General features: G+C 37.2%; 26 protein-coding genes and 2 pseudogenes. 27 read left to right on the top strand and 1 reads right to left on the bottom strand.

Features of this window, described 5'->3' with window-relative positions:
• The first annotated feature begins 47 nt into the window (after positions 1-47).
• From recA to glnA, 17 genes are all read left to right on the top strand, one after another.
• Entirely contained in the window at positions 48-1157 is a 1110-nt protein-coding gene (gene recA, locus ACHABU_RS11305) for a recombinase RecA (RefSeq protein ID WP_435764969.1), read from the top strand.
• Between the two features lie 239 nt (positions 1158-1396).
• Positions 1397-2959 (top strand): ribonuclease Y, encoded by a 1563-nt coding sequence (gene rny, locus ACHABU_RS11310; RefSeq protein WP_435764970.1) that lies wholly within the window; start codon positions 1397-1399, stop codon positions 2957-2959.
• 154 nt (positions 2960-3113) lie between these two features.
• Positions 3114-3911 carry a TIGR00282 family metallophosphoesterase gene (locus tag ACHABU_RS11315; protein WP_435764971.1) on the top strand — a complete coding sequence of 266 codons (798 nt, stop codon included), beginning with the start codon at positions 3114-3116 and terminating at the stop codon, positions 3909-3911.
• A gap of 104 nt (positions 3912-4015) precedes the next feature.
• Positions 4016-4276, top strand: coding sequence for a stage V sporulation protein S (locus ACHABU_RS11320; protein WP_010649201.1), 261 nt, complete (start codon positions 4016-4018; stop codon positions 4274-4276).
• 209 nt (positions 4277-4485) lie between these two features.
• Positions 4486-6042: a tRNA (N6-isopentenyl adenosine(37)-C2)-methylthiotransferase MiaB gene (gene miaB, locus ACHABU_RS11325; RefSeq protein WP_435764973.1), complete on the top strand. Its 1557-nt coding sequence runs from the start codon at positions 4486-4488 to the stop codon at positions 6040-6042.
• 1 nt (position 6043) lies between these two features.
• The gene (locus tag ACHABU_RS11330; RefSeq protein WP_435764975.1) at positions 6044-6466 is read left to right on the top strand and encodes a RicAFT regulatory complex protein RicA family protein; all 423 of its coding nucleotides are present in this window, start codon (positions 6044-6046) and stop codon (positions 6464-6466) included.
• A gap of 172 nt (positions 6467-6638) precedes the next feature.
• Complete coding sequence (locus ACHABU_RS11335; RefSeq protein WP_435764976.1) at positions 6639-7205, top strand: outer spore coat protein CotE; 567 nt, start codon at positions 6639-6641, stop codon at positions 7203-7205.
• A 130-nt stretch (positions 7206-7335) separates the two neighbouring features.
• Positions 7336-9918, top strand: a complete 2583-nt coding sequence (gene mutS / locus ACHABU_RS11340) for a DNA mismatch repair protein MutS (RefSeq protein ID WP_435764978.1) — start codon at positions 7336-7338, stop codon at positions 9916-9918.
• 17 nt (positions 9919-9935) lie between these two features.
• Complete coding sequence (gene mutL / locus ACHABU_RS11345) at positions 9936-11789, top strand: DNA mismatch repair endonuclease MutL (protein ID WP_435764979.1); 1854 nt, start codon at positions 9936-9938, stop codon at positions 11787-11789.
• Between the two features lie 101 nt (positions 11790-11890).
• Positions 11891-12340: a Dps family protein gene (locus ACHABU_RS11350; protein WP_435764980.1), complete on the top strand. Its 450-nt coding sequence runs from the start codon at positions 11891-11893 to the stop codon at positions 12338-12340.
• A 22-nt stretch (positions 12341-12362) separates the two neighbouring features.
• Entirely contained in the window at positions 12363-13292 is a 930-nt protein-coding gene (gene miaA / locus ACHABU_RS11355) for a tRNA (adenosine(37)-N6)-dimethylallyltransferase MiaA (RefSeq protein WP_435764982.1), read from the top strand.
• Between the two features lie 44 nt (positions 13293-13336).
• Positions 13337-13561, top strand: a complete 225-nt coding sequence (gene hfq / locus ACHABU_RS11360; RefSeq protein WP_379495551.1) for an RNA chaperone Hfq — start codon at positions 13337-13339, stop codon at positions 13559-13561.
• A gap of 160 nt (positions 13562-13721) precedes the next feature.
• Positions 13722-14648 (top strand): stage V sporulation protein K, encoded by a 927-nt coding sequence (spoVK, locus tag ACHABU_RS11365; RefSeq protein WP_435764983.1) that lies wholly within the window; start codon positions 13722-13724, stop codon positions 14646-14648.
• Positions 14649-14740: 92 nt separating this feature from the next.
• On the top strand, positions 14741-15979 hold the full coding sequence (hflX, locus tag ACHABU_RS11370) for a GTPase HflX (RefSeq protein WP_435764984.1): 1239 nt from the start codon (positions 14741-14743) through the stop codon (positions 15977-15979).
• 6 nt (positions 15980-15985) lie between these two features.
• Positions 15986-17236 (top strand): aminotransferase class I/II-fold pyridoxal phosphate-dependent enzyme, encoded by a 1251-nt coding sequence (locus ACHABU_RS11375; RefSeq protein ID WP_435764985.1) that lies wholly within the window; start codon positions 15986-15988, stop codon positions 17234-17236.
• Between the two features lie 136 nt (positions 17237-17372).
• Positions 17373-17738, top strand: coding sequence for a MerR family transcriptional regulator (locus ACHABU_RS11380; RefSeq protein ID WP_435765071.1), 366 nt, complete (start codon positions 17373-17375; stop codon positions 17736-17738).
• A gap of 89 nt (positions 17739-17827) precedes the next feature.
• Entirely contained in the window at positions 17828-19165 is a 1338-nt protein-coding gene (glnA, locus tag ACHABU_RS11385) for a type I glutamate--ammonia ligase (RefSeq protein WP_435764986.1), read from the top strand.
• Positions 19166-19705: 540 nt separating this feature from the next.
• On the opposite strand, the pseudogene ACHABU_RS11390 reads toward glnA, so the two are convergent.
• A pseudogene (locus ACHABU_RS11390) lies at positions 19706-19855 on the bottom strand (IS3 family transposase); the annotation flags it as partial.
• A gap of 178 nt (positions 19856-20033) precedes the next feature.
• Here ACHABU_RS11390 and ACHABU_RS11395 point away from each other — a divergent pair.
• The 10 genes and pseudogenes from ACHABU_RS11395 to ACHABU_RS11440 all read left to right on the top strand — a co-directional run bounded on the left by ACHABU_RS11395 (position 20034) and on the right by ACHABU_RS11440 (position 26139).
• Positions 20034-21164 carry a TraM recognition domain-containing protein gene (locus ACHABU_RS11395; protein WP_435764987.1) on the top strand — a complete coding sequence of 377 codons (1131 nt, stop codon included), beginning with the start codon at positions 20034-20036 and terminating at the stop codon, positions 21162-21164.
• A 162-nt stretch (positions 21165-21326) separates the two neighbouring features.
• Positions 21327-21671, top strand: coding sequence for a hypothetical protein (locus tag ACHABU_RS11400; RefSeq protein ID WP_435764988.1), 345 nt, complete (start codon positions 21327-21329; stop codon positions 21669-21671).
• Positions 21672-21775: 104 nt separating this feature from the next.
• Positions 21776-22300 carry a hypothetical protein gene (locus ACHABU_RS11405; RefSeq protein WP_435764989.1) on the top strand — a complete coding sequence of 175 codons (525 nt, stop codon included), beginning with the start codon at positions 21776-21778 and terminating at the stop codon, positions 22298-22300.
• 24 nt (positions 22301-22324) lie between these two features.
• Complete coding sequence (locus ACHABU_RS11410; protein ID WP_435764990.1) at positions 22325-22621, top strand: hypothetical protein; 297 nt, start codon at positions 22325-22327, stop codon at positions 22619-22621.
• A 189-nt stretch (positions 22622-22810) separates the two neighbouring features.
• A complete protein-coding gene (locus tag ACHABU_RS11415; RefSeq protein WP_435764991.1) occupies positions 22811-23335 on the top strand; it encodes a hypothetical protein in 525 nt (174 codons plus the stop codon).
• A gap of 57 nt (positions 23336-23392) precedes the next feature.
• Positions 23393-23569: a sporulation histidine kinase inhibitor Sda gene (locus tag ACHABU_RS11420; RefSeq protein ID WP_435764992.1), complete on the top strand. Its 177-nt coding sequence runs from the start codon at positions 23393-23395 to the stop codon at positions 23567-23569.
• A 123-nt stretch (positions 23570-23692) separates the two neighbouring features.
• Entirely contained in the window at positions 23693-23773 is an 81-nt protein-coding gene (locus ACHABU_RS11425) for a putative holin-like toxin (RefSeq protein WP_407703047.1), read from the top strand.
• A 468-nt stretch (positions 23774-24241) separates the two neighbouring features.
• Positions 24242-24406: pseudogene (locus ACHABU_RS11430) on the top strand (helix-turn-helix domain-containing protein); the annotation flags it as partial.
• A gap of 63 nt (positions 24407-24469) precedes the next feature.
• The gene (locus ACHABU_RS11435) at positions 24470-25432 is read left to right on the top strand and encodes a helix-turn-helix transcriptional regulator (protein WP_435764993.1); all 963 of its coding nucleotides are present in this window, start codon (positions 24470-24472) and stop codon (positions 25430-25432) included.
• A gap of 74 nt (positions 25433-25506) precedes the next feature.
• Positions 25507-26139, top strand: coding sequence for a type 1 glutamine amidotransferase family protein (locus tag ACHABU_RS11440; RefSeq protein ID WP_435764994.1), 633 nt, complete (start codon positions 25507-25509; stop codon positions 26137-26139).
• The last annotated feature ends 423 nt before the right edge of the window (positions 26140-26562 follow it).

Here is a 26562-nt window from a genome sequence, read left to right on the forward strand (position 1 = left end):
TCAAAACAATGTATGATAGGAATAGATAATTTAAGGAGGTAGTTTCTTTGAGTGATAGAAAACAAGCTTTAGATATAGCTTTGAGACAAATAGAGAAGCAATTCGGTAAAGGTTCGGTTATGAAACTCGGTGAAACTCCAATGCGGAAACTAGATACAATTCCAAGTGGTTCACTGGCACTTGATGTCGCATTAGGTATTGGCGGTTATCCACGTGGAAGAGTAATTGAAATATATGGTCCAGAATCCTCAGGTAAAACAACTGTAGCTCTTCACGCAATTGCAGAAGCACAGAAAAAGGGCGGGCAAGCAGCATTTATCGATGCGGAGCATGCACTTGATCCGACCTATGCAAAAGCACTTGGTGTAGATACGGACGAGTTACTTTTATCCCAACCGGACACAGGGGAGCAGGCACTGGAAATTGCAGAAGCACTTGTTCGAAGTGGCGCTGTTGATATATTAGTAGTCGATTCAGTTGCTGCATTAGTGCCAAAGGCGGAAATTGAAGGTGAAATGGGTGACTCCCATATGGGCTTACAGGCTCGTCTAATGTCACAGGCATTAAGAAAACTTTCCGGAGTTATTAATAAATCAAACTCAACTGCTATTTTCATCAACCAAATCCGTGAAAAAATTGGGGTCATGTTTGGTAACCCTGAGACTACCCCGGGTGGACGAGCCCTTAAGTTCTACGCTTCCGTAAGACTTGAAGTACGCCGTGCTGAAACATTAAAACAAGGCAATGAAATGGTAGGGAATAGAGCAAGAATTAAAGTTGTTAAAAACAAAGTTGCGCCACCATTTAAACAAGCAGAAGTGGATATCATGTATGGTTTAGGGATTTCTAAAGAGGGTGAAATACTTGATATCGCTTCAGACTTGGATATTGTAGAAAAAAGTGGTGCATGGTACTCCTATAAAGGTGAGAGACTTGGACAAGGCCGTGAAAATTCAAAAATATTCCTAAATGAAAACAAAGCTATCACGGACGAGATTCATAGTGCTATACGAACCCATTATGATCTGGATGGTATAGAAAAAGAAAAAGCAGAAGCGGAAAAAGAAAAGGCAGAAACAAAAAATAATAAAACAGCACCAAAAAATAGTAAAGCAACAGAAAAGGGAAAAAACACTCAGGATAGTCTGGATGTTTAATAGTTTCTTAACTTAAGGGACCTTTACCGGTTAGAATATCGGTAAAGGTCTTTTTACAACGGTAAATAGACATAAATAATTGTGACGTTTCCTTGACATTACAGGTTTTGGCAATTAATATTAAAGGTGTATAATTTTATAATTTTTATTATGAAATTAATTGGTATTTTACGCATTCAGAAATGTTACATGCCGACAATAATGAATCTTACAATTTTATAGCAATGGGAGGTGAAATCATGGACATTATACTCTTAATCATCTCCATTTTGCTTGCTCTGATCGTCGGTATTGTTGTTGGATATTTAGTACGTAAATCTATTGCAGAAGCTAAAATTTCCAGTGCGGAAACCTTGGCAAAACAAATTGTGGAAGAAGCACATAGAAATGCAGATGCTGCTAAAAAAGAAGCGCTTCTTGAAGCAAAAGATGAGAATCATAAGCTTCGTCAACAGACAGAAGATGAAGTGCGTGAGCGACGCATGGAAGCTCAAAAACAGGAAAACCGTCTGATGCAAAAAGAAGAAAATCTGGACAGAAAAAGTGAAACATTAGACAAACGTGAATCTCTGTTAGAGAAGAAAGAACAAACGCTAACAGACAAACAACAACAAATTGAAGAAATGAAAAGCAAAGTGGAAGCTATGAAAGAAGAGCAGCAAACGGAGCTTGAGCGCATTTCAGGATATACATCTGACCAGGCTAAACAAATTATTTTAGAACGAATCGAAAAAGAAATTAAACATGAATCTGCTGTAATGATTAAAGAAGCTGAAAATCGTGCAAAAGAAGAGTCTGATAAGAAAGCGAAGAATCTCTTGTCTCTAGCATTGCAACGATGTGCTGCAGATCATGTTGCTGAAACAACTGTATCTGTTGTTAACTTGCCTAATGATGAAATGAAAGGTCGTATAATTGGTCGAGAAGGCCGTAATATACGGACATTAGAAACATTAACAGGTATTGATTTAATCATCGATGATACACCGGAAGCTGTAATTCTCTCCGGTTTTGATCCAATAAGACGGGAAGTTGCCCGTATGGCATTAGAAAAACTAGTACAAGACGGGCGAATTCACCCTGCAAGAATTGAAGAGATGGTGGATAAAGCCAGACGTGAGGTTGATGAATATATACGGGAAGTTGGAGAAGAAACAACTTTTGAAGTTGGTGTACACGGACTACATCCGGATTTAGTAAAAATACTCGGTCGTCTAAAATATCGTACAAGCTATGGCCAAAATGTATTGAAGCACTCAACTGAAGTTGCTTACTTGTCAGGTTTGCTTGCTGCTGAACTTGGCGAAGACGTAACATTAGCAAGAAGAGCCGGATTACTTCATGATATCGGAAAAGCAATTGATCATGAAGTAGAAGGAAGTCACGTTGAAATCGGTAAAGAGCTCGCAATGAAGTACAAGGAGCATGATGTTGTTATTAATTCGATTGCTTCCCACCACGGGGATGAAGAAGCTACTTCCATTATCTCAGTGCTTGTAGCTGCAGCTGATGCTTTATCTGCTGCCAGACCAGGCGCTAGAAGTGAGACGTTGGAAAACTACATCAAACGATTGGAAAAACTTGAAGAAATTTCCGAGTCATTTGAAGGAGTAGAAAAATCATTCGCCATTCAGGCTGGAAGAGAGATTCGAATTATGGTAAGACCTGATGAAATCGATGATATAGATTCTGTTCGTATTGCTCGTGATATACGGAAACGGATTGAAGGAGAGCTCGATTATCCTGGTCATATTAAAGTAACAGTAATCAGGGAAACAAGAGCAGTTGAATATGCGAAATAAAACAAAAGCGGTCATTCGATCGCTTTTGTTTTTTAATTTCTATGCAGCTCTCTTATTTAAGGTATAATGGCCAACATCAATACGAATACAATTTTGACAATCGAAATACAATGTGAAAAACTGATACTATACTAAACGATAGGGTGATAGAACAATGAAAATACTTTTTATAGGTGATGTAGTTGGGTCTCCAGGACGAGAGATGGTACAGGATTATTTGCCGAAACTAAAGGAAAAATATCGACCAAATATGACAATTATTAATGGAGAAAATGCTGCTTCGGGAAAAGGGATTACTGAAAAAATATATAAGCAATTTCTTGAATGGGGTGCCCAGGTAATAACGATGGGAAACCATACTTGGGATAAGAAGGAAATCTTTGAATTTATTGATGATGCTAAATATATGATTCGTCCAGCAAATTTTCCAGAAAATAACCCTGGAAAAGGAATTGTATACATAAACATAAATGGAACAGAAGTAGCTGTTATTAATCTGCAAGGGAGAACATTTCTTCCAGCTATGGATGATCCATTTCAGAAAGCAGATCAATTAATAGAGGAAGCCAAAAAAAGAACCAACATTATATTTGTTGATTTTCACGGGGAAGCAACCAGTGAGAAGCAGGCAATGGGATGGTATCTTGATGGTAGAGTTAGTGCTGTCGTTGGCACGCATACACATACACAGACTGCGGATGAACGAATTTTATTGAATGGTACTGCATATATTTCCGATGTCGGAATGACCGGTCCGTATGATGGGATACTTGGTGTTGACCGTGATGCGGTAATAAAACGTTTCCTCACTTCGTTACCAGTACGTTTCGAAACTACTAAACAGGGTAGAACACAATTAAATGGAATAATGGTTACCATTGAGGCAAATACGGGAAAAGCATCTAAAATAGAACGTATCTTGATAAATGACGACCATCCATTCTTCGGTTGATTATTTGAATTGTTTGAATCTTTGTTGCATAATAGGGAATAAGCTAACATCTCCAGGAATATAGTAGCAATATAACTACAATAGCGCATGAGGAGGTACTAGTAATGGACGTATTAAAAGTTTCAGCAAAATCAAATCCGAATTCAGTAGCAGGTGCACTTGCTAACGTTTTAAGAGAACGTGGGACAGCAGAGATCCAGGCGATTGGTGCGGGAGCATTAAATCAGTCTGTTAAAGCAGTAGCAATAGCAAGAGGTTTTGTTGCACCAAGTGGGGTGGATTTAATTTGCATTCCGGCATTCACAGATATTTTAATTGATAATGAAGAACGGACAGCCATTAAATTAATCGTTGAGCCTAGATAATATGACAATTTAAGGAACCTTCCTACAAGTGATAGGAAGGTTTTTTATTTGCGCTAGGCGTACAAGTATTGTTAAATTTGAATAGAAGCATTATACTATTCTATTGTACACCTATACATATAATTGCGTTTTTGAAAAAGAGGATAAAAGGACTGATTTTTTGAACATCCTCTATAATTAGTTTTATATTGAAAGGGGATTCGTATCGTATGAACGAAGAACAGCGAAAACAGCAAGCACAAATCAATCAAGTTGATAATTTTGATCGTATAAAAGAGACGACAAGTGATGATATGATTTCTAAATATTTTCAAACTAGCTATGAGCAGCAATCACCTGATATAAAACAAGCAAGAAAGCGCCGTAAAGAAGATGTTCAGTTTCACTATGATTTCTCCATTCCGGAAGATGTTGCAACGATTGGAAAAGGGAAAAAATTTCTGATTCGTACTTATGGTTGCCAAATGAATGAACATGATACGGAAGTAATGGCTGGAATATTAACTGAAATGGGATATGAATCAACGACAACTACGGATGATGCAGATATCATATTATTGAATACATGTGCAATCCGTGAAAATGCTGAGAACAAAGTGTTTGGTGAAATCGGTCACTTAAAGCCACTTAAATTGGAAAAGCCAGATCTTATTATTGGTGTATGTGGGTGTATGTCTCAGGAAGAGTCTGTCGTGGGCCGTATTCTGAAAAAACATCAACACATTGATCTCATTTTCGGTACACATAATATACATCGTCTGCCACAGTTAGTGAAGGAAGCAATGTTTGGTAAGGAAATGATTGTAGAGGTTTGGTCCAAAGAGGGCGATGTAATCGAAAATCTTCCTAAAGTGCGTAAAGGAAAAATCAAAGCTTGGGTAAACATTATGTATGGTTGTGATAAGTTCTGCACCTATTGTATCGTGCCAATGACCCGTGGTAAGGAGCGAAGCCGTCGTCCAGAGGATATCATCCAGGAAGTTCGTCACCTCGTTGCCAGTGGCTATCAGGAAGTTACATTGCTAGGCCAGAATGTAAATGCATACGGAAAAGATTTTGAGGATCTTGAATATGGACTAGGAGATTTAATGAATGATATTCATAAGATTGACATTCCTCGTGTCCGCTTTACAACTTCACATCCAAGGGATTTTGATGATCGTCTAATTGAAGTTCTAGCACAGGGCGGAAACTTACTCGACCATATCCATCTGCCAGTACAATCCGGTAGCAGTGAGATCCTTAAAAAGATGAACAGGAAATACACAAGAGAAGAATATTTGGTATTGGTTCAAAAAATACGGAAAGCAATGCCAAATGTTACATTAACAACAGATATTATAGTTGGATTTCCGAATGAGACAGAGGAACAGTTCGAGGAAACGATGACACTAATGAAAGAAGTTGGGTTTGAAGCTGCGTATACGTATATTTATTCACCACGTGAGGGGACACCTGCAGCACGTAAGAAAGATGATGTACCAGATGATGTGAAAAAACAACGATTATATCGTTTAAATGATCTTGTTAATAAACAATCTGCACAATCCATGCAAACGTACAAAGACAAAATTGTCAACGTACTTGTTGAAGGAGAAAGTAAAAAAGATCCGGAAGTACTTGCCGGATATACGGATAAAAACAAGCTCGTAAATTTCAAAGGACCTAAATCGTCCATTGGTAAAATTGTAGAAGTTAAAATAACAGAAACCAAAACATGGTCATTAAATGGTGTGATGGTGGAAAGTACAGTTGAGGTGAACTAATATGGCAGAATATACGCGCCAAGAAGTAATGGATGAAGCAAGAAAATTAGCAAATATGCTAGCAAGTACGGAAGAAATTGATCGATTCAAACAAGTTGAAGCCAAAATAAATGAAAGTAAAAAAGTACAAAAACTTATCCAGAAAATTAAAACACTGCAAAAACAAGCAGTTAATTTCCAGGCTTATGAGAAAAAAGAGGCTTTGAAAAATGTGGAGGAAGAAATTGACCGTGTTCAAGCGGAAATAGATGATATTCCAATCGTACAAGAATTCAAAGAAACGCAAATCGTCGTAAATGATGTACTGCAGTTAGTTTCAAAAACAATTGCACGTGAAGTAACAAACCAGGTAATTGAATCAACTGGTGGGGACTTATTAGCCGGTGAAACTGGTTCCAAAGCGAAAAATAAATCTGGATGTTGATACTACGTTTTGACCGGGCAGAATAAACTGCCCGGATTTTTTATTTTTATCGATAAAAAATGATTTAAGACCGTTATAAACGTCCCTCTTCTTGCTTTTCATAAAATGCTATGCACTTTAGGTATTTGTCTTGCATAAAATGACAATGAAAAAAGAGGAGGTAAAAGTAATCATGACTTTTCTTGATAAAGAATATAGAGAAATCATTACAAAAGCTGTCTGTGGCAAAGGGCGCAAGTTTTCAAAGGAGTCCCATTCCATCTCTCCGTCACATAGGCCGTCAAGCATTTTAGGTTGCTGGGTGATCAATCATTTATATAATGCTAAGAAAAAATCCGAAGATACGGTCGAGATTAATGGTAGCTATGATATAAACATCTGGTATTCCTACAATGACAACACGAAGACGGAAGTGGTTACCGAAAGAGTGACTTACACGGATATTATTCCATTGTCTGTAAAAGATGATAACTCAATCAATGACGAGTATGATGTGATTGCAAAAGTTATTCAGCAGCCAAACTGTCTGGAATGTAATATCGCAAGCAGCGGAAGTAAAGTTTCAGTTGAAATTGAACGGGAGTTTATTGTTCAAATTATCGGTGACACGAAAGTATTCGTTAGAGTTAATCCAAATTGGGAAAAAGATGAGGATGACGATGAAGGAGCATGGGACTACGAAGTAACAGATGAAGAAGTAAAGGATGTTAAACCAGATTTTATGCACAAAAAAGATTAGATAATTAACGAGGGTATATACTCTCGTTTTTCCTTTTTTGGAGATAGCAGGGAACCGTAAATATCTGCTATCTCCCTTATTTTATGCTATAATTGCAGAAGAATATTTACGGGTAGTTGGGGGAAAAAAGATGGCTAAGCTTACACCAATGATGGAACAGTACATAAAAATAAAAGCAGAATATAAAGATGCATTTCTATTTTACCGATTAGGTGATTTTTATGAAATGTTTTATGATGATGCAATTAACGCATCAAGAGAACTGGAGATAACTTTAACGAAACGAGCCGGTGGAAAAGAAGATCCTATCCCTATGTGTGGTATACCTTATCACTCAGCTGAGAATTATATTAGAACATTAATTGAGAAAGGTTATAAAGTAGCAATTTGTGAGCAGGTAGAGGACCCAAAAACTGCAAAGGGTGTAGTTAAGCGGGAAGTTGTTCAACTGATTACTCCAGGGACGGTAATGGAAAGCAATATGTTAAAAGAGGGCGAGAATAACTATATTGCCAGTCTATCCCATTTTAATGACGGTTCTTATGTCATCGTCTATAATGACTTATCAACCGGAGAAAACCATGTTGCACTTATAACACATGGATGGGATGCTGTTATCCATGAACTATACAATCAACCGATAAAAGAGATCGTCATTTCTTCCAATTTGCCGGATGAAATGCAGTTACAATTACAGGACCGGATAAATGTTACGTTATCTTATCAGGATGAAGTCACTTTTAATGCGGAATATCGAAGCCTTACTGAGAATCTGAATGATGAGCGATTAATGGAAGCATTCAGCAGACTTTTGAATTATATTCAGCATACACAGAAGCGCGCACTTGACCATCTTCAGAAAGCAAAAGTGATCAAGCTTAAGCAATATTTATCACTGGATATGTACTCCAAACGAAATTTGGAACTCACAGAAACGATTATTAAAAAGGGTAAGCATGGAAGCTTGCTATGGGTCCTTGATAAAACAGTGACCGCGATGGGATCGCGAATGCTAAAAAAATGGCTCGAGCGACCATTGCTAAATGAGAATCAGATTGAAGAACGTCTGGAAATCGTGGATGGATTTTATCGTGGTTTTATGGAGCGGGATTCCCTGCGTGACATTTTAAAATCGGTTTATGATCTTGAGCGGTTGGCCGGTCGAATTGCATTTGGTAATGTAAATGCAAAGGATTTAATACAATTAAAACGATCGTTACAAACCATACCTGAACTGAAAAATACATTGTATCAATTCAATATGAAAGAAATTAAAAGTTTAGCAGATGATCTGATTTCACCCGATCATATTGTAAACTTGCTTGATGGGAGTCTTGTAGATGATCCTCCAATATCGATAAAAGAAGGATCTATCATTAAAGATGGTTACAATGAGCAATTGGATACATACAGATATGCAACCAAGAACGGGAAAAAATGGATCGCTGAGTTAGAGAAAAAGGAAAAGCAGGAAACAAATATTAAATCTTTAAAAATAGGATACAATCGAGTCTTTGGTTACTATATTGAGGTAACAAAAGCAAACCTGCATCTATTGCCTGAAGGAAGATATGAACGCAAGCAGACATTAACCAATGCGGAACGCTATATAACTCCTGAATTAAAAGAAAAGGAAGAGCTTATTCTCGAGGCGGAAGAAAAAAGCATTGACTTGGAATATAGGCTCTTTATAGAAATAAGGGAAAGGATAAAGAATCATATACCTGAGCTACAGCATCTGGCTGATGTGGTAAGTAAAATCGATGTCTTGCAGGGATTTGCTACAGTCAGTGAAACAAATAATTATAAGCGTCCACAATTTGTAGCAAACAAACTGAATATAAAAAATGGGCGACATCCGGTTATCGAACAAGTTATGAAGGACGGTTCGTTTGTTCCTAACGATATAACTCTTGATGAGAGCAAAAATATATTACTGATTACCGGACCAAATATGTCAGGTAAGAGTACCTATATGAGGCAACTGGCATTAACCGCGATTATGGGTCAGATTGGTTGCTTTGTACCGTGTGATGATGCAGATTTAATCATATTTGACCAAATCTTTACCCGTATAGGTGCAGCTGATGATCTTGTGTCTGGTCAAAGTACCTTTATGGTAGAAATGTTGGAAGCAAATCACGCCATCGCAAATGCGACTGATCGGAGTCTTATTTTATTGGATGAAATAGGACGGGGTACAAGTACGTACGATGGAATGGCTCTGGCACAAGCGATTGTCGAGTATATTCATAATAACATTCATGCCAAGACATTGTTTTCAACCCACTATCATGAATTAACTACACTTGAAGATTCTTTATCCAATTTAAAAAATATCCATGTGCGCGCAGAAGAACACGAAGGAAATGTTGTCTTTTTACACCAGATTAAAGATGGAGCGGCAGATCAAAGCTACGGGATTCACGTTGCTAAGCTTGCGGAACTTCCAGATCCCTTGATTGAGAGAGCAACGGCAATTCTGCAGCAATTGGAAGCGGAGGACAGACCTAAGCCAATTACCGAAAAAATGGATTCAGGTCAACTGTCCTTCTTTGTGGATGAAAATAAAAAAATAAAAAAGGAAAAGCAACCAGCTAATAGCGATAAAGTGATTAACGATTTGAAGGAAATGAATTTGTTTGAAATGACGCCCATGGAGGCAATGAACGAGTTATATCGACTTCAAAAAGATATTAAGCAATCGTTATAAAACGAAAGGATGTTTGCATGAGTATTATTCAAATGTCAGAAGCACTGGCGAATAAAATAGCAGCAGGGGAAGTAGTTGAACGGCCTGCCTCTGTTGTAAAGGAACTAGTGGAAAACAGTATTGATGCAAACAGTACATGGATTAAAGTTGATATTATAGAAGCCGGTTTACAGGAGATCAGGATAACGGATAACGGCGATGGAATGTCTGTGGAAGATACAAACAAAGCTTTCTTGAGACATGCAACTAGTAAAATCAGAAATGAAACAGATCTATTTCATGTAAAAACATTGGGATTTCGTGGAGAAGCTTTAGCGAGTATTGCATCTGTTAGCAGATTACAGATTAAGACGTCCCAGGGTGACAAAGCTGGCACATTTTTATCCCTAGAAGGTGGGAAAGTACTGGAAGAGAAAAAAAGTGACGCACGGCAAGGTTCGGAGATTATTGTTAAAGATCTTTTCTTCAATACACCTGCCAGACTTAAATATATGAAAAGCCTGCACACGGAATTAGGGCATGTCACGGACCTATTGAATAGGCTAGCACTTTCTCATCCTGAAATACGATTTGAAGCTACACATAATGGAAAAGGCTTATTTAAAACATCTGGAACGGGAGATTTGCTTCAGGTTATTTCTCAAATATACGGGATGAATGTAGCGAAAAAGATGCTTCCAATCAAACATAAGACACTTGACTTTTCTATGGAAGGCTATATTGCCAAGCCTGAGGTTACAAGGGCTTCAAGAGCTTATGTGTCCACGATTATTAATGGCCGTTATATTAGAAATGTTGCTTTATCACAAGCGATTATTCGTGCCTATCATACTTTATTGCCAATTGGGCGTTCGCCTATTGTAGTCCTGGTAATTGAAATGGATCCAATACTAGTCGATGTAAACGTTCATCCCGCCAAGCTTGAGGTACGTTTCAGTAAAGATAGAGAACTGTATCATGCGATTGAACAAACAATTAAAAGTAAGTTCCGTGAAATGACGCTTATACCAGAAATGGAACAAAAGCCGAACGTAAAGAAAAAGTCCTTTCAAGATACGATGAACTTTGATAAAGAAGAGAAACAATCATCTGAAGAAGTTTTATTGAAACAGAATCAAGAAGTAATTTATGAATCCACTCCGACGATTATAGAGGAGAAACATAGTAGCTTGCCTGCTAAAGAATCTGAAATGACGAACAATGCGTTCCCTTCAAATAAGGGTTATAATACTGTGTCTGCAGATAGCCAGACAAAAACAGATTCATTTACAAATAATAAGGATCAATCCCGCGTGCCAACGCTTTACCCGATTGGACAATTGCAAGGTACTTATATCATGGCTCAAAATGAAAATGGACTTTATATGATCGATCAGCATGCTGCACAGGAACGAATAAAGTATGAGTTTTTTAAGGAAAAACTTGGTCGGCCATTTAATGAATCACAAGAACTCCTGTTACCAATGACATTTGAGTTTTCCAAACAAGAAGCGATTTTTATTGATCAGTACAAAGAAGATTTTGAAAAGGTCGGGTTATTTTTTGAAGAATTTGGTAATCAGACATATGTGATACGTTCCCATCCTAATTGGTTTCCAACCGGATTTGAAGAAGAAGTAATCCGGGAAATGGTTGATCAGATTATAAATGAAGAAAAGGTAAATGTAGAATCAATTCGCGAAAAAGCAGCAATCTTGATGTCGTGTAAACGTTCGATTAAAGCAAATCATTATTTGAATCAGGATGAAATGTTCCGATTACTGGAAGATTTACGTAAAACGACTGACCCATTTACATGTCCACACGGCAGACCGATTATCGTACATTTCTCCACGTATGAATTGGAAAAAATGTTTAAACGGATTATGTAAGAGATGTATAAAATTTCCATATGCCGACGAAGATAGATTAAAAGCTGATGTCTAAAATAATGGCAATAAGCATTCAGCATTTAAAATTCGAGGTGTGGAAATTGGAGAACCAGAAACTAATAAATTTTTTAAACCAATTGCTTTCAAATTATGTTGTTATGTATGTTAAACTTCATCGCTATCATTGGTATGTACAAGGTAAGCATTTCTTTGTCCTTCACAAAAAATTTGAAGAAATGTATAGTCGTTTTGCGGTGGAATTGGATGAGATCGCGGAAAGAATTTTAATGATTGATGGCAAACCACTTGCAACGATGAGTAAATATTTGAAAGAGTCGACATTGGAAGAAGCGACTGCTGATGATAAGGAAATGGAAATGATTGAACAAATGATACAGGATTTTTCCCAAATGATTACTGAAATTAATCAATCGGGTAAGCCGCTGGCAGAGAAAGTAAATGATGAACCAACGGTAGATATGCTAACAGATCTACAGAGTAAATTGGAAAAGGATATCTGGATGTTAAAAGCATATTCTGCTTATGAATAAAAACATGATCTAGGGGAATACTATGAAAAAAAATGTAATTGCCATAATGGGGCCTACCGCTGTAGGGAAAACAAAACTGAGCATTGAGCTTGCAAAACGATTCAATGGTGAAATTATCAGTGGTGATTCCATGCAAGTGTATAAGGGACTCGATATTGGCACCGCAAAAGTAAAACGTTCTGAAATGCAGGGTATAGCACATCATATGCTTGATATTAGAGAACCTGATGAAGCATTCTCTGTTGCTGATTTTAAAGAGAATGTGCAAAAATACATAAATGATATTACATCGCGTGATAAATTACCGATCATTGTTGGAGGGAGCGGTCTATATATCCAGGCTGCATTATATAACTATAATTTTTCCGAAATAAAAAGAGATGATTTCATTACAAAAAAGATGGAAAAGACGATTGTGTCAGAAGGGATTATGCCACTGTATAACCGATTGGTGGAAATAGATCCTGTTCAGGCAGAGAAGATTCATCCGAATAATCACAGACGGGTAATCAGGGCGTTGGAAATCTATGAATCAACCGGAATGACGATGACAGCATATCAGCAATCCCAGACAATGGAATCACCTTATGAGCCGATATTACTTGGCCTTGATATGGAGAGAGAACTACTCTATCGTCGGATAAACGAGCGAGTGGATCTCATGGTAAACGAAGGTCTCTTGAATGAAGTTAGAGGTTTATATGAAAAAGGATATGAAAACTGTCAGTCGATGAAGGCGATTGGTTACAAGGAATTTATTCCGTACTTCAAAGAAGAACAAAGCCTTGAAGAAACGATTGATTTATTAAAACGTAATTCCAGAAGATATGCAAAAAGGCAGCTTACTTGGTTTCGAAATAAGATGGATATAACCTGGCATACGATGACACCTGCTGTGATTGATGAAAAATTTGCAATTATTTTAGACGAATTAGCAGGAATTTTGAAATAATGGTAGAATTAGTTTAATACAGATAGAAAAGAGGAGGGACTTCCATGGCTCAAACAGTTAATATTCAGGATCAGTACCTAAATCAATTAAGAAAAAACCATATTTCGGTTACTGTATTTTTGACAAATGGTTTTCAATTAAGGGGTATGGTTAAAGCGTTTGATAATTTTACGGTTTTACTGGAAACAGACGGGAAACAACAACTAATCTTTAAACATGCTATTTCCACCTTTGCTCCAGTTAAAAACGTGACACTTGATAAAGAATAGCTACATAAACGGACGCTAATATAGCGTCCGTTTTTAAATTATATTGAATCTTTTCGAAATGTTTGTTGCTTTATAAAACAGCTATTACATAAAAATAATAGGCTATTGTCACCCTCGTATAGGCATTTGCGTATACTGTAGGAGAGTAAGGGGTGATTAAATGGCACAGGTGCAAGGCTACAAAAATGGCAAAATCAATATTATCTTACAAGATCGGGACAAAAGCGAATTTCAGCGAACAGGCAAGGTGCAATCCACTGAAAATAGTCCATTTAAGCATATAGAGCATGAATTCGCTTCATTTGTAGGGATGAAAAACCTGAAAAACTCAATAAAGGAAATTTATGCGTCCATTTTAATTAACGAAAAAAGAAAAGAAATGGGATTAAAGGATTCCAAGCAAGTACTGCATATGCTTTTTAAAGGGAATCCCGGTACTGGAAAAACGACTGTAGCGAGGAAGATTGCGAAAATATATCGAGATATGAATATCCTTTCCAAAGGTCATTTTATTGAAGCGGAAAGAGCGGACTTAGTCGGAGAATATATTGGCCAGACTGCTCAAAAAACGCGTGCTGTTATCCAGAAAGCAATGGGTGGAGTACTATTTATTGATGAAGCCTATTCTCTGGCACGTGGAGGAGAAAAGGATTTTGGGAAAGAAGCGATCGACACACTTGTAAAACATATGGAGGATGAACATCAAGATTTTGTCCTTATTCTTGCTGGATATCCATATGAAATGGATCGTTTTCTTACGTTTAATCCCGGCCTGGAGTCTCGTTTTCCATTTATATTGGATTTTGATGATTATGAAGTGGGACAGCTGATGGAAATCGCAAATAGAATGGCTGATGAGCGTGAATATAATTTATCGAAGGAAGCCGAATGGGAACTCCGGAATCACCTTTATAAGAAGTTGCAGGAGAAATCGAGGAATTTTTCCAATGCAAGATATGTAAGAAATGTTATTGAGCGTGCAATACGCTTGCATGCTGTAAGGTTACTGAATCAAAATAGCTATACTTCCAAAGATCTCATATTACTGACAGGTAACGATTTGCAGCTTGATCGAGGCTACAGATAGTAATTTTATTTGTTTCAAAAGGATTTTTTGATATGATTGAGTTAAAATAACTGTAAATTACAAGCAACACATGTAAAGAAAGAGGTCTGTTCATGTCCCAGGAGAAAATACTTATCATTGCTGTAAAACGCAATCAACAAACCGAAGACCGATTTCAATCTTCTTTGGATGAATTGATTTCACTTGGTAAAACAGCAGGAGGTACGGTGGAAAAGGTCGTGACTCAAAAAAGAAATCGGATCCATCCTGCTACCTATATTGGTGAAGGGAAAATCGTTGAGATAAAAGAAATGATTGATGAAGATGAAATTGATCTTGTCATTTCGAATGATGAACTTTCAGCTAGTCAGATGAGAAATTTGACGGATCAAATAGGTGTAAGAATCATAGATAGAAGTCAACTCATATTGGACATTTTTGCCATGCGAGCCAGAACGAAAGAAGGAAAGCTGCAAGTTGAACTTGCGCAATTGGAATACATGCTTCCAAGGCTTCACGGGCAGGGTGTAGCTATGTCAAGACTTGGAGGTGGAATCGGTACGAGAGGTCCTGGTGAAACAAAGTTAGAGTCAGATAGACGCCATATTAGCCGTCGGATCTTTGATGTAAAACGGAGACTGAAATTAGTTGTGAAACAAAGGGACCAATACCGGAAACGCAGAAAAAATAATGATGTATTTCAAATAGCTATTGTAGGATATACGAATGCCGGTAAATCAACGTTATTTAATCGGTTAACAGAAAGTGAATCATTGGAGGAAGACCTTTTATTTGCGACTTTGGACCCCTTAACAAGAAAACTAAGCCTGCCTTCCGGTTTCGATGTGCTTATAACGGATACGGTTGGCTTTTTACAGGAACTGCCGACGTCATTAATTGCATCCTTTCGTTCTACATTGGAGGAAGTGACAGCATCTGATTTTCTCTTGCATGTGGTGGACGGTTCACATCCAGATCAGGCACAACAACAGGATACGGTTAACAATTTGCTCGATGAATTGCAAGCGCAAAATTTGCCTATGTTAACGTTATATAATAAAAAGGATTTAATACAAGAAGACTTTATACCGATGAACCATCCGTACATAAGGATGAGTGCTTATGACGAGACGGATATTCAAGCAGTATTACAGAAGGTTGAGGAAATTTTGATCAACGAGTGGGAAAGTTATCATATTGTGCTTGAACCTGATAATGGGAAGTTAATCAATAAACTAACAACAGAAACAATTATAAAAGACAAAGCTTTTGATGAAAAAGCTAATAATTACGTAATAAATGGTTTTATAAAAAAAGAACATTCATTGAATAGTTTACTAAAGGAGCAATAATTGTACATGATTGAAACATTGATAAACCAGGCTGAAACAGATTGCAATGAACAGCATAGAAAAATTAATTCCATCGTAGAAACAAATCAGAAACGCGTGCTTGATGCATTTATTAAAAATAGAATTAGTGACAGCCATTTCCATTCTACGAGCGGCTATGGTTATGATGATTTAGGCAGAGAAGCTTTGGAAGCAGTGTATGCGGCTGTTTTTGGAGGAGAGGATGCACTTGTTAGACCACAGATTGTATCAGGTACACACGCCATAACAACGGTACTGTTTGGTCTGTTGCGCCCAGGAGACGAACTGCTTTACATAACAGGAAAACCATATGATACGTTGGAAGAGGTAATCGGAAAGCGTGGCAGTAATGCGGGTTCTTTGCGTGACTTTGAAATTTTGTACAATGAAGTAATGCTAGATGATGATGGTAGTGTCAATTATGCAGGTGTTAAGGATGCAATTAGTACGAAAACCAAAGTTATTGGAATTCAGCGTTCAAAAGGGTATGACAGTAGACCATCATTTACAGTGGAAGAAATAGGCGAAATGGTACGCTTTGTTAAAGAGATAAACAAAGATATCATCATTTTCGTTGATAATTGCTATGGTGAGTTTGTTGAGGAACAAGAACCACTAGATGTAGGTGCCGACATCATCGCGGGTTCTTTAATCAAAAATCCAGGTGGTGGAATTGTACGAGCTGGAGGATATATCGTTGGTCACCATACATTAATAGAACAATGTGCGAATCGATTAACTGCCCCTGGGCTCGGCAAGGAGACGGGTGCTACATTAAATATGCTTCAAGAGATGTATCAAGGATTCTTCCTAGCTCCACATATAGTCGGAGAAGCTTTGAAGGGTGCAGTGTTAACAGCGAGATTTCTTGAGTTGGCAGGATTCCGTACGTCACCGGGTTATACGGAACAACGGACAGATTTAATCCAATCGGTAACCTTTGGAGAACCGGAGCAAATGATTGCTTTTTGTCAGGCAATACAAAAGAACTCACCCATTAACTCGTATGTTACGCCGTATCCAAGTGAAATGCCTGGGTACGAGGACAAAGTAATCATGGCTGCAGGAACGTTCATACAGGGTGCGAGTATCGAACTTTCAGCTGATGGTCCAATCAGAGAACCTTACACTGCCTTTGTGCAAGGCGGGCTTACTTATGCTCATATTAAGATTGCATTATTGCAATCTGTGAAATCTTTAATAGATAAAGGTTTTATCCCATCAGAAAAAGGGTAAAATAATAAAGTCTGAAATTGCAATAAATTCGATGTCAGATACACTAACATGAGGTTGACATATAAACTCACATAATTTATACTTGTTTTATAAACAGTTAGGGGGTTATTTTTTGAATGATAAAGATCGTCGTTCGATGCCCTTGTTCTCAATCGGTACAGTCATGAAGTTGACTGAACTCACGGCAAGACAGATTAGATATTATGAAGAAAATAAACTGATCAAACCAGAACGAACATCTGGAAATCAACGTTTGTTCTCATTCAATGATGTTGACAAGCTGTTGGAAATTAAGAATTTGCTAGATAAAGGCCTGAATATGGCTGGTATTAAACTCTTGCTTTCTGAAGAAGTAAAAGTAGAGAAAAGTAAAGAGCAAAACCCCGACTTATCTGACAAAGAACTTAGAACAGTTTTACAGAATGAACTAAAGGAAGCTGGTAGATTAGGAAGAACAAGTTTAAGGCAGGGTGAGTTATCCAGATTTTTTGTAAACAATTGATAAAGTATTAGAAAAATAAAGCTTCATACATACTTCAATGAGCTGCGTTTTTCTGATTATATACTTAAAAAATTTTAGGAGGAAACTGAATGGGAAAGAAATTTACGAGAGACGCAATCATTCAACAAATTAAAGAGGAAAATGTAAGGTTTATTCGTTTGCAATTTACGGATATGCTGGGAAATATTAAAAACGTGGAAATTCCATTAAGTCAATTGGATAAAGCGTTGGACAATAAGATGATGTTTGATGGTTCTTCCATCGAAGGATTCGTTCGCATTGAAGAATCGGATATGCAATTATACCCTGACTTGGATACTTTCGTAGTATTCCCATGGACATCAGAAAAAGGTAAAGTAGCACGATTCATTTGTGATGTCTATAATCCTGATGGTACTCCGTTTGAAGGTTGTCCAAGGTATAACCTGAAGCGCAACTTGAAAAAAATGGAAGAGCTAGGATTTGATGCCTTCAATATTGGTACAGAACCGGAATTTTTCTTATTCAAATTGGATGAAAAAGGTGACCCAACTTTAGAACTTAATGATCATGGTGGTTATTTCGATTTAGCACCTACTGATTTAGGGGAAAACTGCCGTAGAGATATCGTATTAGAGCTTGAAGAAATGGGCTTTGAAATTGAAGCATCTCACCATGAAGTTGCTCCTGGACAACATGAAATTGATTTTAAATATTCCGATGCTGTTAAACATGCGGATGATATTCAAACATTTAAATTGGTTGTAAAAACAATTGCTAGAAAGCATAACTTGCATGCTACGTTTATGCCGAAACCGTTATTTGGTGTAAATGGTTCTGGAATGCATGTAAATATGTCTTTATTCAAAGATGGAAAGAATGAATTTTTCTCTGAAAATGGAGATATGCAATTAAGTAAAACAGCATATAATTTCTTGGCAGGTATATTGGATCATGCAACAAACTTTACTGCTGTTACAAATCCAACAGTAAACTCTTATAAACGTCTTGTACCTGGTTATGAAGCACCTTGTTATGTTGCTTGGTCCGGTTCAAACCGTAGCCCATTGGTTCGTGTACCTAGTTCAAGAGGATTAAGTACTCGTATTGAAGTTCGAAGTGTAGATCCTTCTGCAAATCCATACATGGCATTAGCTGTCTTATTGGCTGCGGGACTTGATGGTGTTGAAAATAAACTAGAAGCTCCAGAAGCGATTGATCGTAACATTTATGTGATGAACAAAGCAGAACGTGAAGCTAATGGAATTAAAGACCTTCCAGCTACACTTATGAATGCGTTGGAAGAATTCCAAAAAGATGAAATTCTTGTCAATGCCCTAGGAGAACATTTGTTTGAACACTTTATCGAAGCGAAAGAAATTGAGTGGGATATGTTTCGAACTACTGTACACCCGTGGGAACGTGAGCAGTATTTGACTAACTACTAAGCTTGGTGTGATAGGGTTTGTCTCGTGTGTGTTTCGTGGGTGACACCCCGAAACACACACGGAATATTTCAAAAAATATAGTGACTTATTTTATAATATCGTCCAGGTATGATTCAAACTGGGCGGTATTTTTTTGTTCCATTTTCTTGGACACATGTGAATTGTAATGTGCCCGCTTGTCAAGACACAAAAATTAATTTTTTAAGATAAAGCCTCCTCTCTAAAAAAGTCTAATCATCCCGCATTTTAAGACCGTATTTTCCCAAGTCTTAAAGTTCCCCCAAAGTCCACCACCCTTGACCTTGTTTGTGTCCATGGTAGTTTTCTTGTGGCGGATGAGGGAAATTCAGCCTTTTGTGGCTCCTATCCGCACAGCCAGCGTACCATGGGCAATCACTTCCTAAGTTCCGCTCCCTTCCAGCGATCACTAAGGAGTGGCACGACGTTCAAAGGCAAGCAGCTTCGCTGTGGTTACGCATTCCTTCCAAAGTGTACAGTAGCCGGTGTCTCGTCTTCCAATGCTTGGTGGGGCCTTTTCTAGTTGTAGTGATGCATGTAAAGCTTCGTCATTTGTTTTAATTCCAACACTGTTTCGGGATATAGTAAATAGAGTCTTTCCCATTTATAGCTTCGGAAAAAGCGCTCTGTTCTAGCGTTGTCCTTTGCGCGTCCTCTCCCGTCCATACTAATTTACCCACATACTGGTAGTCGGAGCAACGCGTTCCAGGAAAACAGCTTCTGTCTTGGAACCAATAATCTATCAACTCTTAATGCAAAAGAAACAGGGGAAAAAACTGGGGTTATCGGTCGTGGAACCCAAGGGTGAATTTGCTGAGAAGGTAAAAGAATTTTGTGATGAAATGGAAGCATGGCAGAAAAGTATAAGCAATTTGTCATTGGTTTACGGGCACAGTTGGAGAACATCACAAGTAACGAATTGTTGAAAAATATCATGTCAGGGAAAAGTGACCTAGAAATAGATGAGCATTTCGCTAATGATGGCGTACTCATTGTCAACACAGCACTCGGAACGCTTAAAAAAGCTGGCGATGCGTTTGGACAATTTTTGATCATGCATTTACAAAATGGAACTTTCCGCAGACCTGGAACGGAGGATACACGTACCCCACATTTCATGTTTATTGATGAATATAACCGTTATATTAACCCGCAAGTGGAAATATTCCTTTCGCTTGCTGCAAGTTATAAAGTTTCCGGTATTCTTGCTTCGCAGTCACTGGGACAGCTCGAAGTAGACGCTAGGGATATAAGTCCGCGTGCGATGAAACAGGCGATTATGACCAATTGCCGAAACAAATTATGTTTTAACGGAATTGGCTTCCGTGATGCACAGGAATTTGCAGATGAATTTGGAAAGGACAAAATCATGCTCAGGCATTCAACGTACAAACATCGTATATTCTTGCCAACGTTTTTTCCCGATTCGTATCGAGACACGGAATCAGAAGAATATCGATTTGACCCAACCGATATCATGGATAACCTGCCGAAATTTAGTTTTGTCCATAAAGTCATGTATGAAGCATCGATGCAAAAACCATCGCTAGCACGGGGGAATCTTGTCCCATCTGACTGGAAAGAGAAGAAAGAGTGGGAAAATAATCGTTTATCTGTTCAGTTCAATCACTTTATGAAGAAAGCTGGGGCTGGCACAATCGGGCAAATAAAACGCATTTCTAATCATAGAAAAAATGCTCAGAAGCATCAGGATATACGTCAGCAAACCAAAGACGTTTTAATGGAGCATGATAGGGATTCACATAACGAAACAGAACCTATAGAAACAAAAGCTGTTTTAAATCAACCGATAACAAACACGGCAAAAGAACTCGGTATCCTTCAGGAGCATACAAAAACGGCTTCAAAATTAGATTCTAAGTCAGATGAACAGTCGGAAATAAAACCTAACAGCCAATCAGAAACAACAGCATCTCCTCAACAAGAAAGGGAAAATAGATTCGATGCACATAAACAATAATCAAAGCAAGAGAAGGCAAGTAATAAAGAAACCAAAGAAAATAAAAAACCAATAAATCCTAAACCAAAAATGTCGGGCGATGACTTTTGGGATTAGAAAACTCTCCAAGCATAGGAGGTTTTTTTTATATAGATATACATTCATACGAAAGGGGAAATCAAAATGGAAAAATATCCATTCAACCATGCTTATGGAAGTCTAATTTACAGAGAGGAAAACTATCACTTTCGGTATAAGGGGGTGTCGGCAGCTGAAATCAGTCTATTCCATGTTCCAGGAGAAGAATATCATTTTCAATGTCATATTTATGAAGATAACAATCACTGGATATACTTGCCGCAGGAAATACGCGAGTTTAACAGCAGCAACAAGAAGGTGTTTGAGAAGTTTGGTGTGTCGCCATGTGGTAGTGGTTTATTCCAAACAAAAGAAGAAGCTTTGCAAAAAGCCATCACGGTCATTGAGAAAATACTGGGAACCTATGAGAACGACAAACCAAAAATATAAGTGCCATTAAATAAAAGAAATAGTTAATGAGGAATTTAAATTTTATGCAGATTTGAAAGCGAAAGCAGTCAAGGTACTAAAAAAATTAAAAGGAGCGATGAACGATGGCAAAAGAATTAAACGATAGTGTAATGATTGAAGGGTTTGATCCAGCCAAAATAGTGGACCAAGAACAGGATCACGCTATGGAAAACTGGATGAAAATTTACGGGGCCTATCAGAACAATAAAATTCTATATGCTCCCATTTCAGGCATTGAAAAAGTCGGACCAGACGGGGAAGAAAAGAAAGCCTGTGCGGTTGTTCGTGTGGGATCGATTCGTGGTTTGATTCCCCTGGAATTCACTGGGGCAGAAAACCTTCGTCAGCTACGTTCCATGACGGGGCAGAATATCGCCTTCATGATTTTAAACTATGATCAGGAAAACGAATTGTTTACAGCTTCACGCACAAAGGCATTAGAAAAGATGTCGGATATCACCCTACGCAAAATTGGGGAAGAAGATGTCATTCCAGCAGTCATTCGTCACGTTGCAGCTGATTATATGCTGGGAGACATTGGAGGCATTCAAGTATTTCTCCCAATAGCAGAAATTCGCTATGGGTGGATTGATGATTTACATGAGTAATTTAAGGAAGGCGATGCACTCAAGGTGAAAGTCCTGTCTATTGATCAGGAGAAGAAAGAGGTACAGGTTAGCGCGAAAGCATTACAGCAAAATCCATGGCCAGATTGTATCAAACGTTATCAGAAAAATGGAGAATATGTGGGGAAGGTTTCTGGAGTAAGGGAGTACGGGGTCTTTGTCCGTTTGGAAGCCGGTGTAGATTCCTTATCCAGTCACTTAAAATTCCAGAATGTCCAAAAAGATGATCAAGTGCTGGTACGAGTAGATAACATTAACCCGAATAAACAACAGATACGGACGCGCATTACCCATGTCTTATAAGAAGGGAGAAGAAAACATGCAAAGCCATTTTCTATCCAGCATGATTGGAAATTACATTGGAAGCGTCTGCCGTCCAACCTAAAAACGATTAACTATATCAATGATGAATCATCTAAAGAATGTATTGCATTAGAGGCGATCGCTAGTGTAGGTGTAATCGGGGGAAAACAACTCCTCCGATTATTTAACTTGGATAAGAAACGTCTTAAGCGAATGGAAAGGGAACAAAAACTGGTTCGTCATGAAATACACAAAGGGAAAGAAATCATACCCATTTATACACTAGGACAAGCTGGGGCGATCATCACAAATGTTCCAACCTATAAACCCAATTATTGGGTAGAATATCGACCAAAAGATGTATTAAAACATGTTTTGTTTTTTGAGTTATATTATTACTTTCCTAATTCAAAAATTACTCCGACGCCAGAACCTTTTGTTGGTGCTATTGAATCCCAAGGGAAACTTTTTTATATCTATGTTTCTCGTGGAGATATCAAAGATTTAGTCATGTATTTAAAGTGGAAAGGTAGTCCATTTACGGAACGCATGATCATCCTAACTGAATCGTTGCAGCACATTCAGCCATTGGCTATTCACGCAAAAGACATGACGCTACGTGTAACTACTGATCAAGAGTTATTGGCAGGAGAAGGTGGCATTCAAAATCTATTTTACCTTCATGAAAAAGGAAAATTTATCAAAGAAGGATAATTAGCCTTAAAATTGGCTTGATAGCTGGCCATAAACATTTAAAAAAGGAGATGTGACATGGAAAATTTATCAGATGACCTTTTAGTTCAATCATATAAAAAGGCATTAGGTATGAATTTAAACAAAGATTTTCTAAGGATTTTAGAAACAGAATTGGCAAATAGAAAATTGCTTTCCAGTGTTAAAGGACAGAGTAGTATGGCTGATAAGTTAGGGGGAGGAGAAGAAAAGTAATCGAAATAGGAAAATATGTTCTATTAAATATAACTGATAATTGTTACAATGAGAATTGTACAATAAGGCTTTCATGGGTGGTGGCTCACTCCTGACCTCTAAGAAGGGAGGGGGTGATGCCTAATGACGGTATTTGAATCGCTTGTTCTAATGATTTCTTTTGGAACATTGATGGTTGTCGTGCTGTCAAATCAAAAAAAATAACCACCCTATAAGCCTGGCAAGCGATTAGGGTGGTTATTATACTCTCTAACGTGAGCCGCCCCCTTGAAGGGCTATTGTATTTGACCGTTAGTGTATCTGCACTAGCGGTCTCTTTTTAATTTATGCAATGTATTTAATTTTATTATACCCGATGTTCCTCAAAAAGAAAACAGTAACAAATACATAGTATGAAAATAATTTACGATCTTCAGCTTTTTCAAAACCAGATTCAATTTCTTATTCAAGGAAGGAGAAATTAAATTCTTAATTTTGAAAAGATGTACATAATCGATATATTTAGTGTAAACTTAGTTAACTGAATAGCTGTAATTATAATTAAATATGGAGTTTGTGAAGAATTCCACTTAAACTAACTGGCAGGTTAGTTTTGGAAGATTTAAAATAAATTGCGGAATTAAGATTATATTCAAAAGGGTTAGTTTCTAAATGTTTTTTAGAAACTAACCCGGAAAGTTTAAAGGCCGTTTAAAGAAATATCATAAAAACCACGCAGGAATGAATTATGCAGTAAAGCTTTATAAAGAGGGAGATATGACTGTAAATCACATTTGTGAAATTACAAATGTGTCTAGGGCCTCATTATATAGAAAGCTATCGGAAAGGAACAGTTGATGAGTTATACCAAAAATCGGAAATATATAATAGAAGATAAATTTCATATAGAGGTGGAATTATATGCCTAAAATTGACAATGTGCTAGCGATTCTATGGATGCTTAGTTCAGGTGAAAAAATTACTGCGAAACAAATTTCGGAAAAGTTAGAGATTAATATAAGGACTGTGTATCGTTATATTGATACACTTTCAATAAGTGGTGTACCTATAATTTCAGACGCGGGACATAATGGTGGATACACTTTATTGAACAATTTTATTGAAGCTCCTCTTTTTTTTGATTTAGAGGAGCAAACCTCGCTATTTCACGCTGCTATTTTTGCAGAAGAAGCCGGGTATTATGGTGGTGAAGCACTAGATAGGGCTATTTCAAAGCTAAGGAAATATTCGAATCAAGAGCAGGAAACAAAGATAAATCAACATTTAACTAGTCTTGAAGTAATAAGTCGATTAAGTTCCCTCGCTATGGAACCTTTTTTGAAGGAGTTGGAGCAGGCTGTAGCTGACGGATACTCTATAAAAATTCTATATCATAAAAGTGGCGAAGAGCAATCAAAGTATAGATTGGTTAATCCGTACAGAATTATTTATTGGAATAATAAGTGGTATTTTATTGGATTTTGTCATCTCAGGAATGATATCCGTAGTTTTAGAGTAGATCGAATTGAAAGTCTAATGCTAACCAAAAATAAGTTTAATCAGCCAGAAAATTTTTCAGCACGTGACTTTTTTATGAAAAACCTTCTTCCAACTATAGAAGAAAAAGAAGGGATTATTTCTTTAGTTATTAATGGAAATACAAGTGCGTTGGATGATATTTGCCAACATTGGTTTTTAGGACATTATTTACAAGAACGGACTTCAAATCAAGCAGTATTTCTTCTTGAAAAAGATATAATACATAAATATGTACCTTATTTACTTTTACCGTATGGTAAATCTATTCAAGTTATTGAGCCAATAAGTCTTAAGAAAAGACTTATTGAAGTTCTGTCGGAATTAATAAAATTTCATCAAATTTGATAACTTCCCTGACGCTAGGTGTCAGGGAAGTTATGTTATATTTGGCATATTAAATGTGATTGGAGTGTTATTGGATGCAAACAAAAAAAGTTTTTCTTTATGTATTTAATACAATGTCGGACTGGGAATATGGATATTTAATTGCTGAACTAAACTCAGGTAGATATTTCAAAAAAGGTTTAGCACCTTTAAAAGTAATTACAGTAGGAGCTAATAAAGAAATGATTACTACTATGGGAGGACTGAGCATAAAACCAGATATTTCCCTTGATGAATGTATTCTTGAGAGTAAAGATCTTTTAATTTTACCAGGTGGGAATACTTGGAATGAAGAAATTCATCAACCTATCTTGGAGAGAATTGGCCAAGCTTTAAAGCTTGGCACTATTGTTGCTGCAATTTGTGGTGCAACTGATGCCCTCGCGAATATGGGATACTTGGATACTAGAAAGCATACAAGTAATAACTTAGAATATACTAAAATGGTATGTCCTAACTATAAAGGAGAAAAGTTCTATGAGGTGGAATCTGCGGTATCTGATGCAAATTTAGTTACTGCATCAGGAATAGCTCCTCTGGAATTTGCGATGGAAGTACTGAAAAAGTTAGATGTATTTGCACCAGATACATTACATTCATGGTATAACCTAAATAAGACTCATAAACCTGAATACTTCTTCCAGTTAATGAATTCAATAAATAGCTGAGCTAAAAAATCAACTTAGCAGTTTTATATTAGTTCAAATAAAAATAATGAAGTAACTGAAAAGCTCACTTTCTCTATTTTGTTTTGCAGAGAAGTTGGGCTTTTTAATTTGGAATTTCCTTATCGTTGTAAAATCCGCATTTTCCTGATGCTACCCCTACTAGAAAGTTAATTTATTTGACAGGGAGAATATGAGGTTTGTGAACAAATGTACTTAAACTATCTGGTGCGAGAGTTTAAGAGGGCGATCATCAAAATTGATTGTCCTTTCTTTTTTGAAAACCATATGGAATATTATGTTAAGATTAATTAAAAGATTATTAAGTTAACTGGCAGTTTACTCGAAAAAGGATTTTCTTAAACTGCTAAAAGCTATGATATAAATGCTATATTAGAAGAGCCGTCATGAGACGCTCTTTTTTTA

The organism is Oceanobacillus sp. CF4.6, assembly GCF_051262635.1.
Classification (GTDB): Bacteria; Bacillota; Bacilli; order Bacillales; family Amphibacillaceae; genus Oceanobacillus.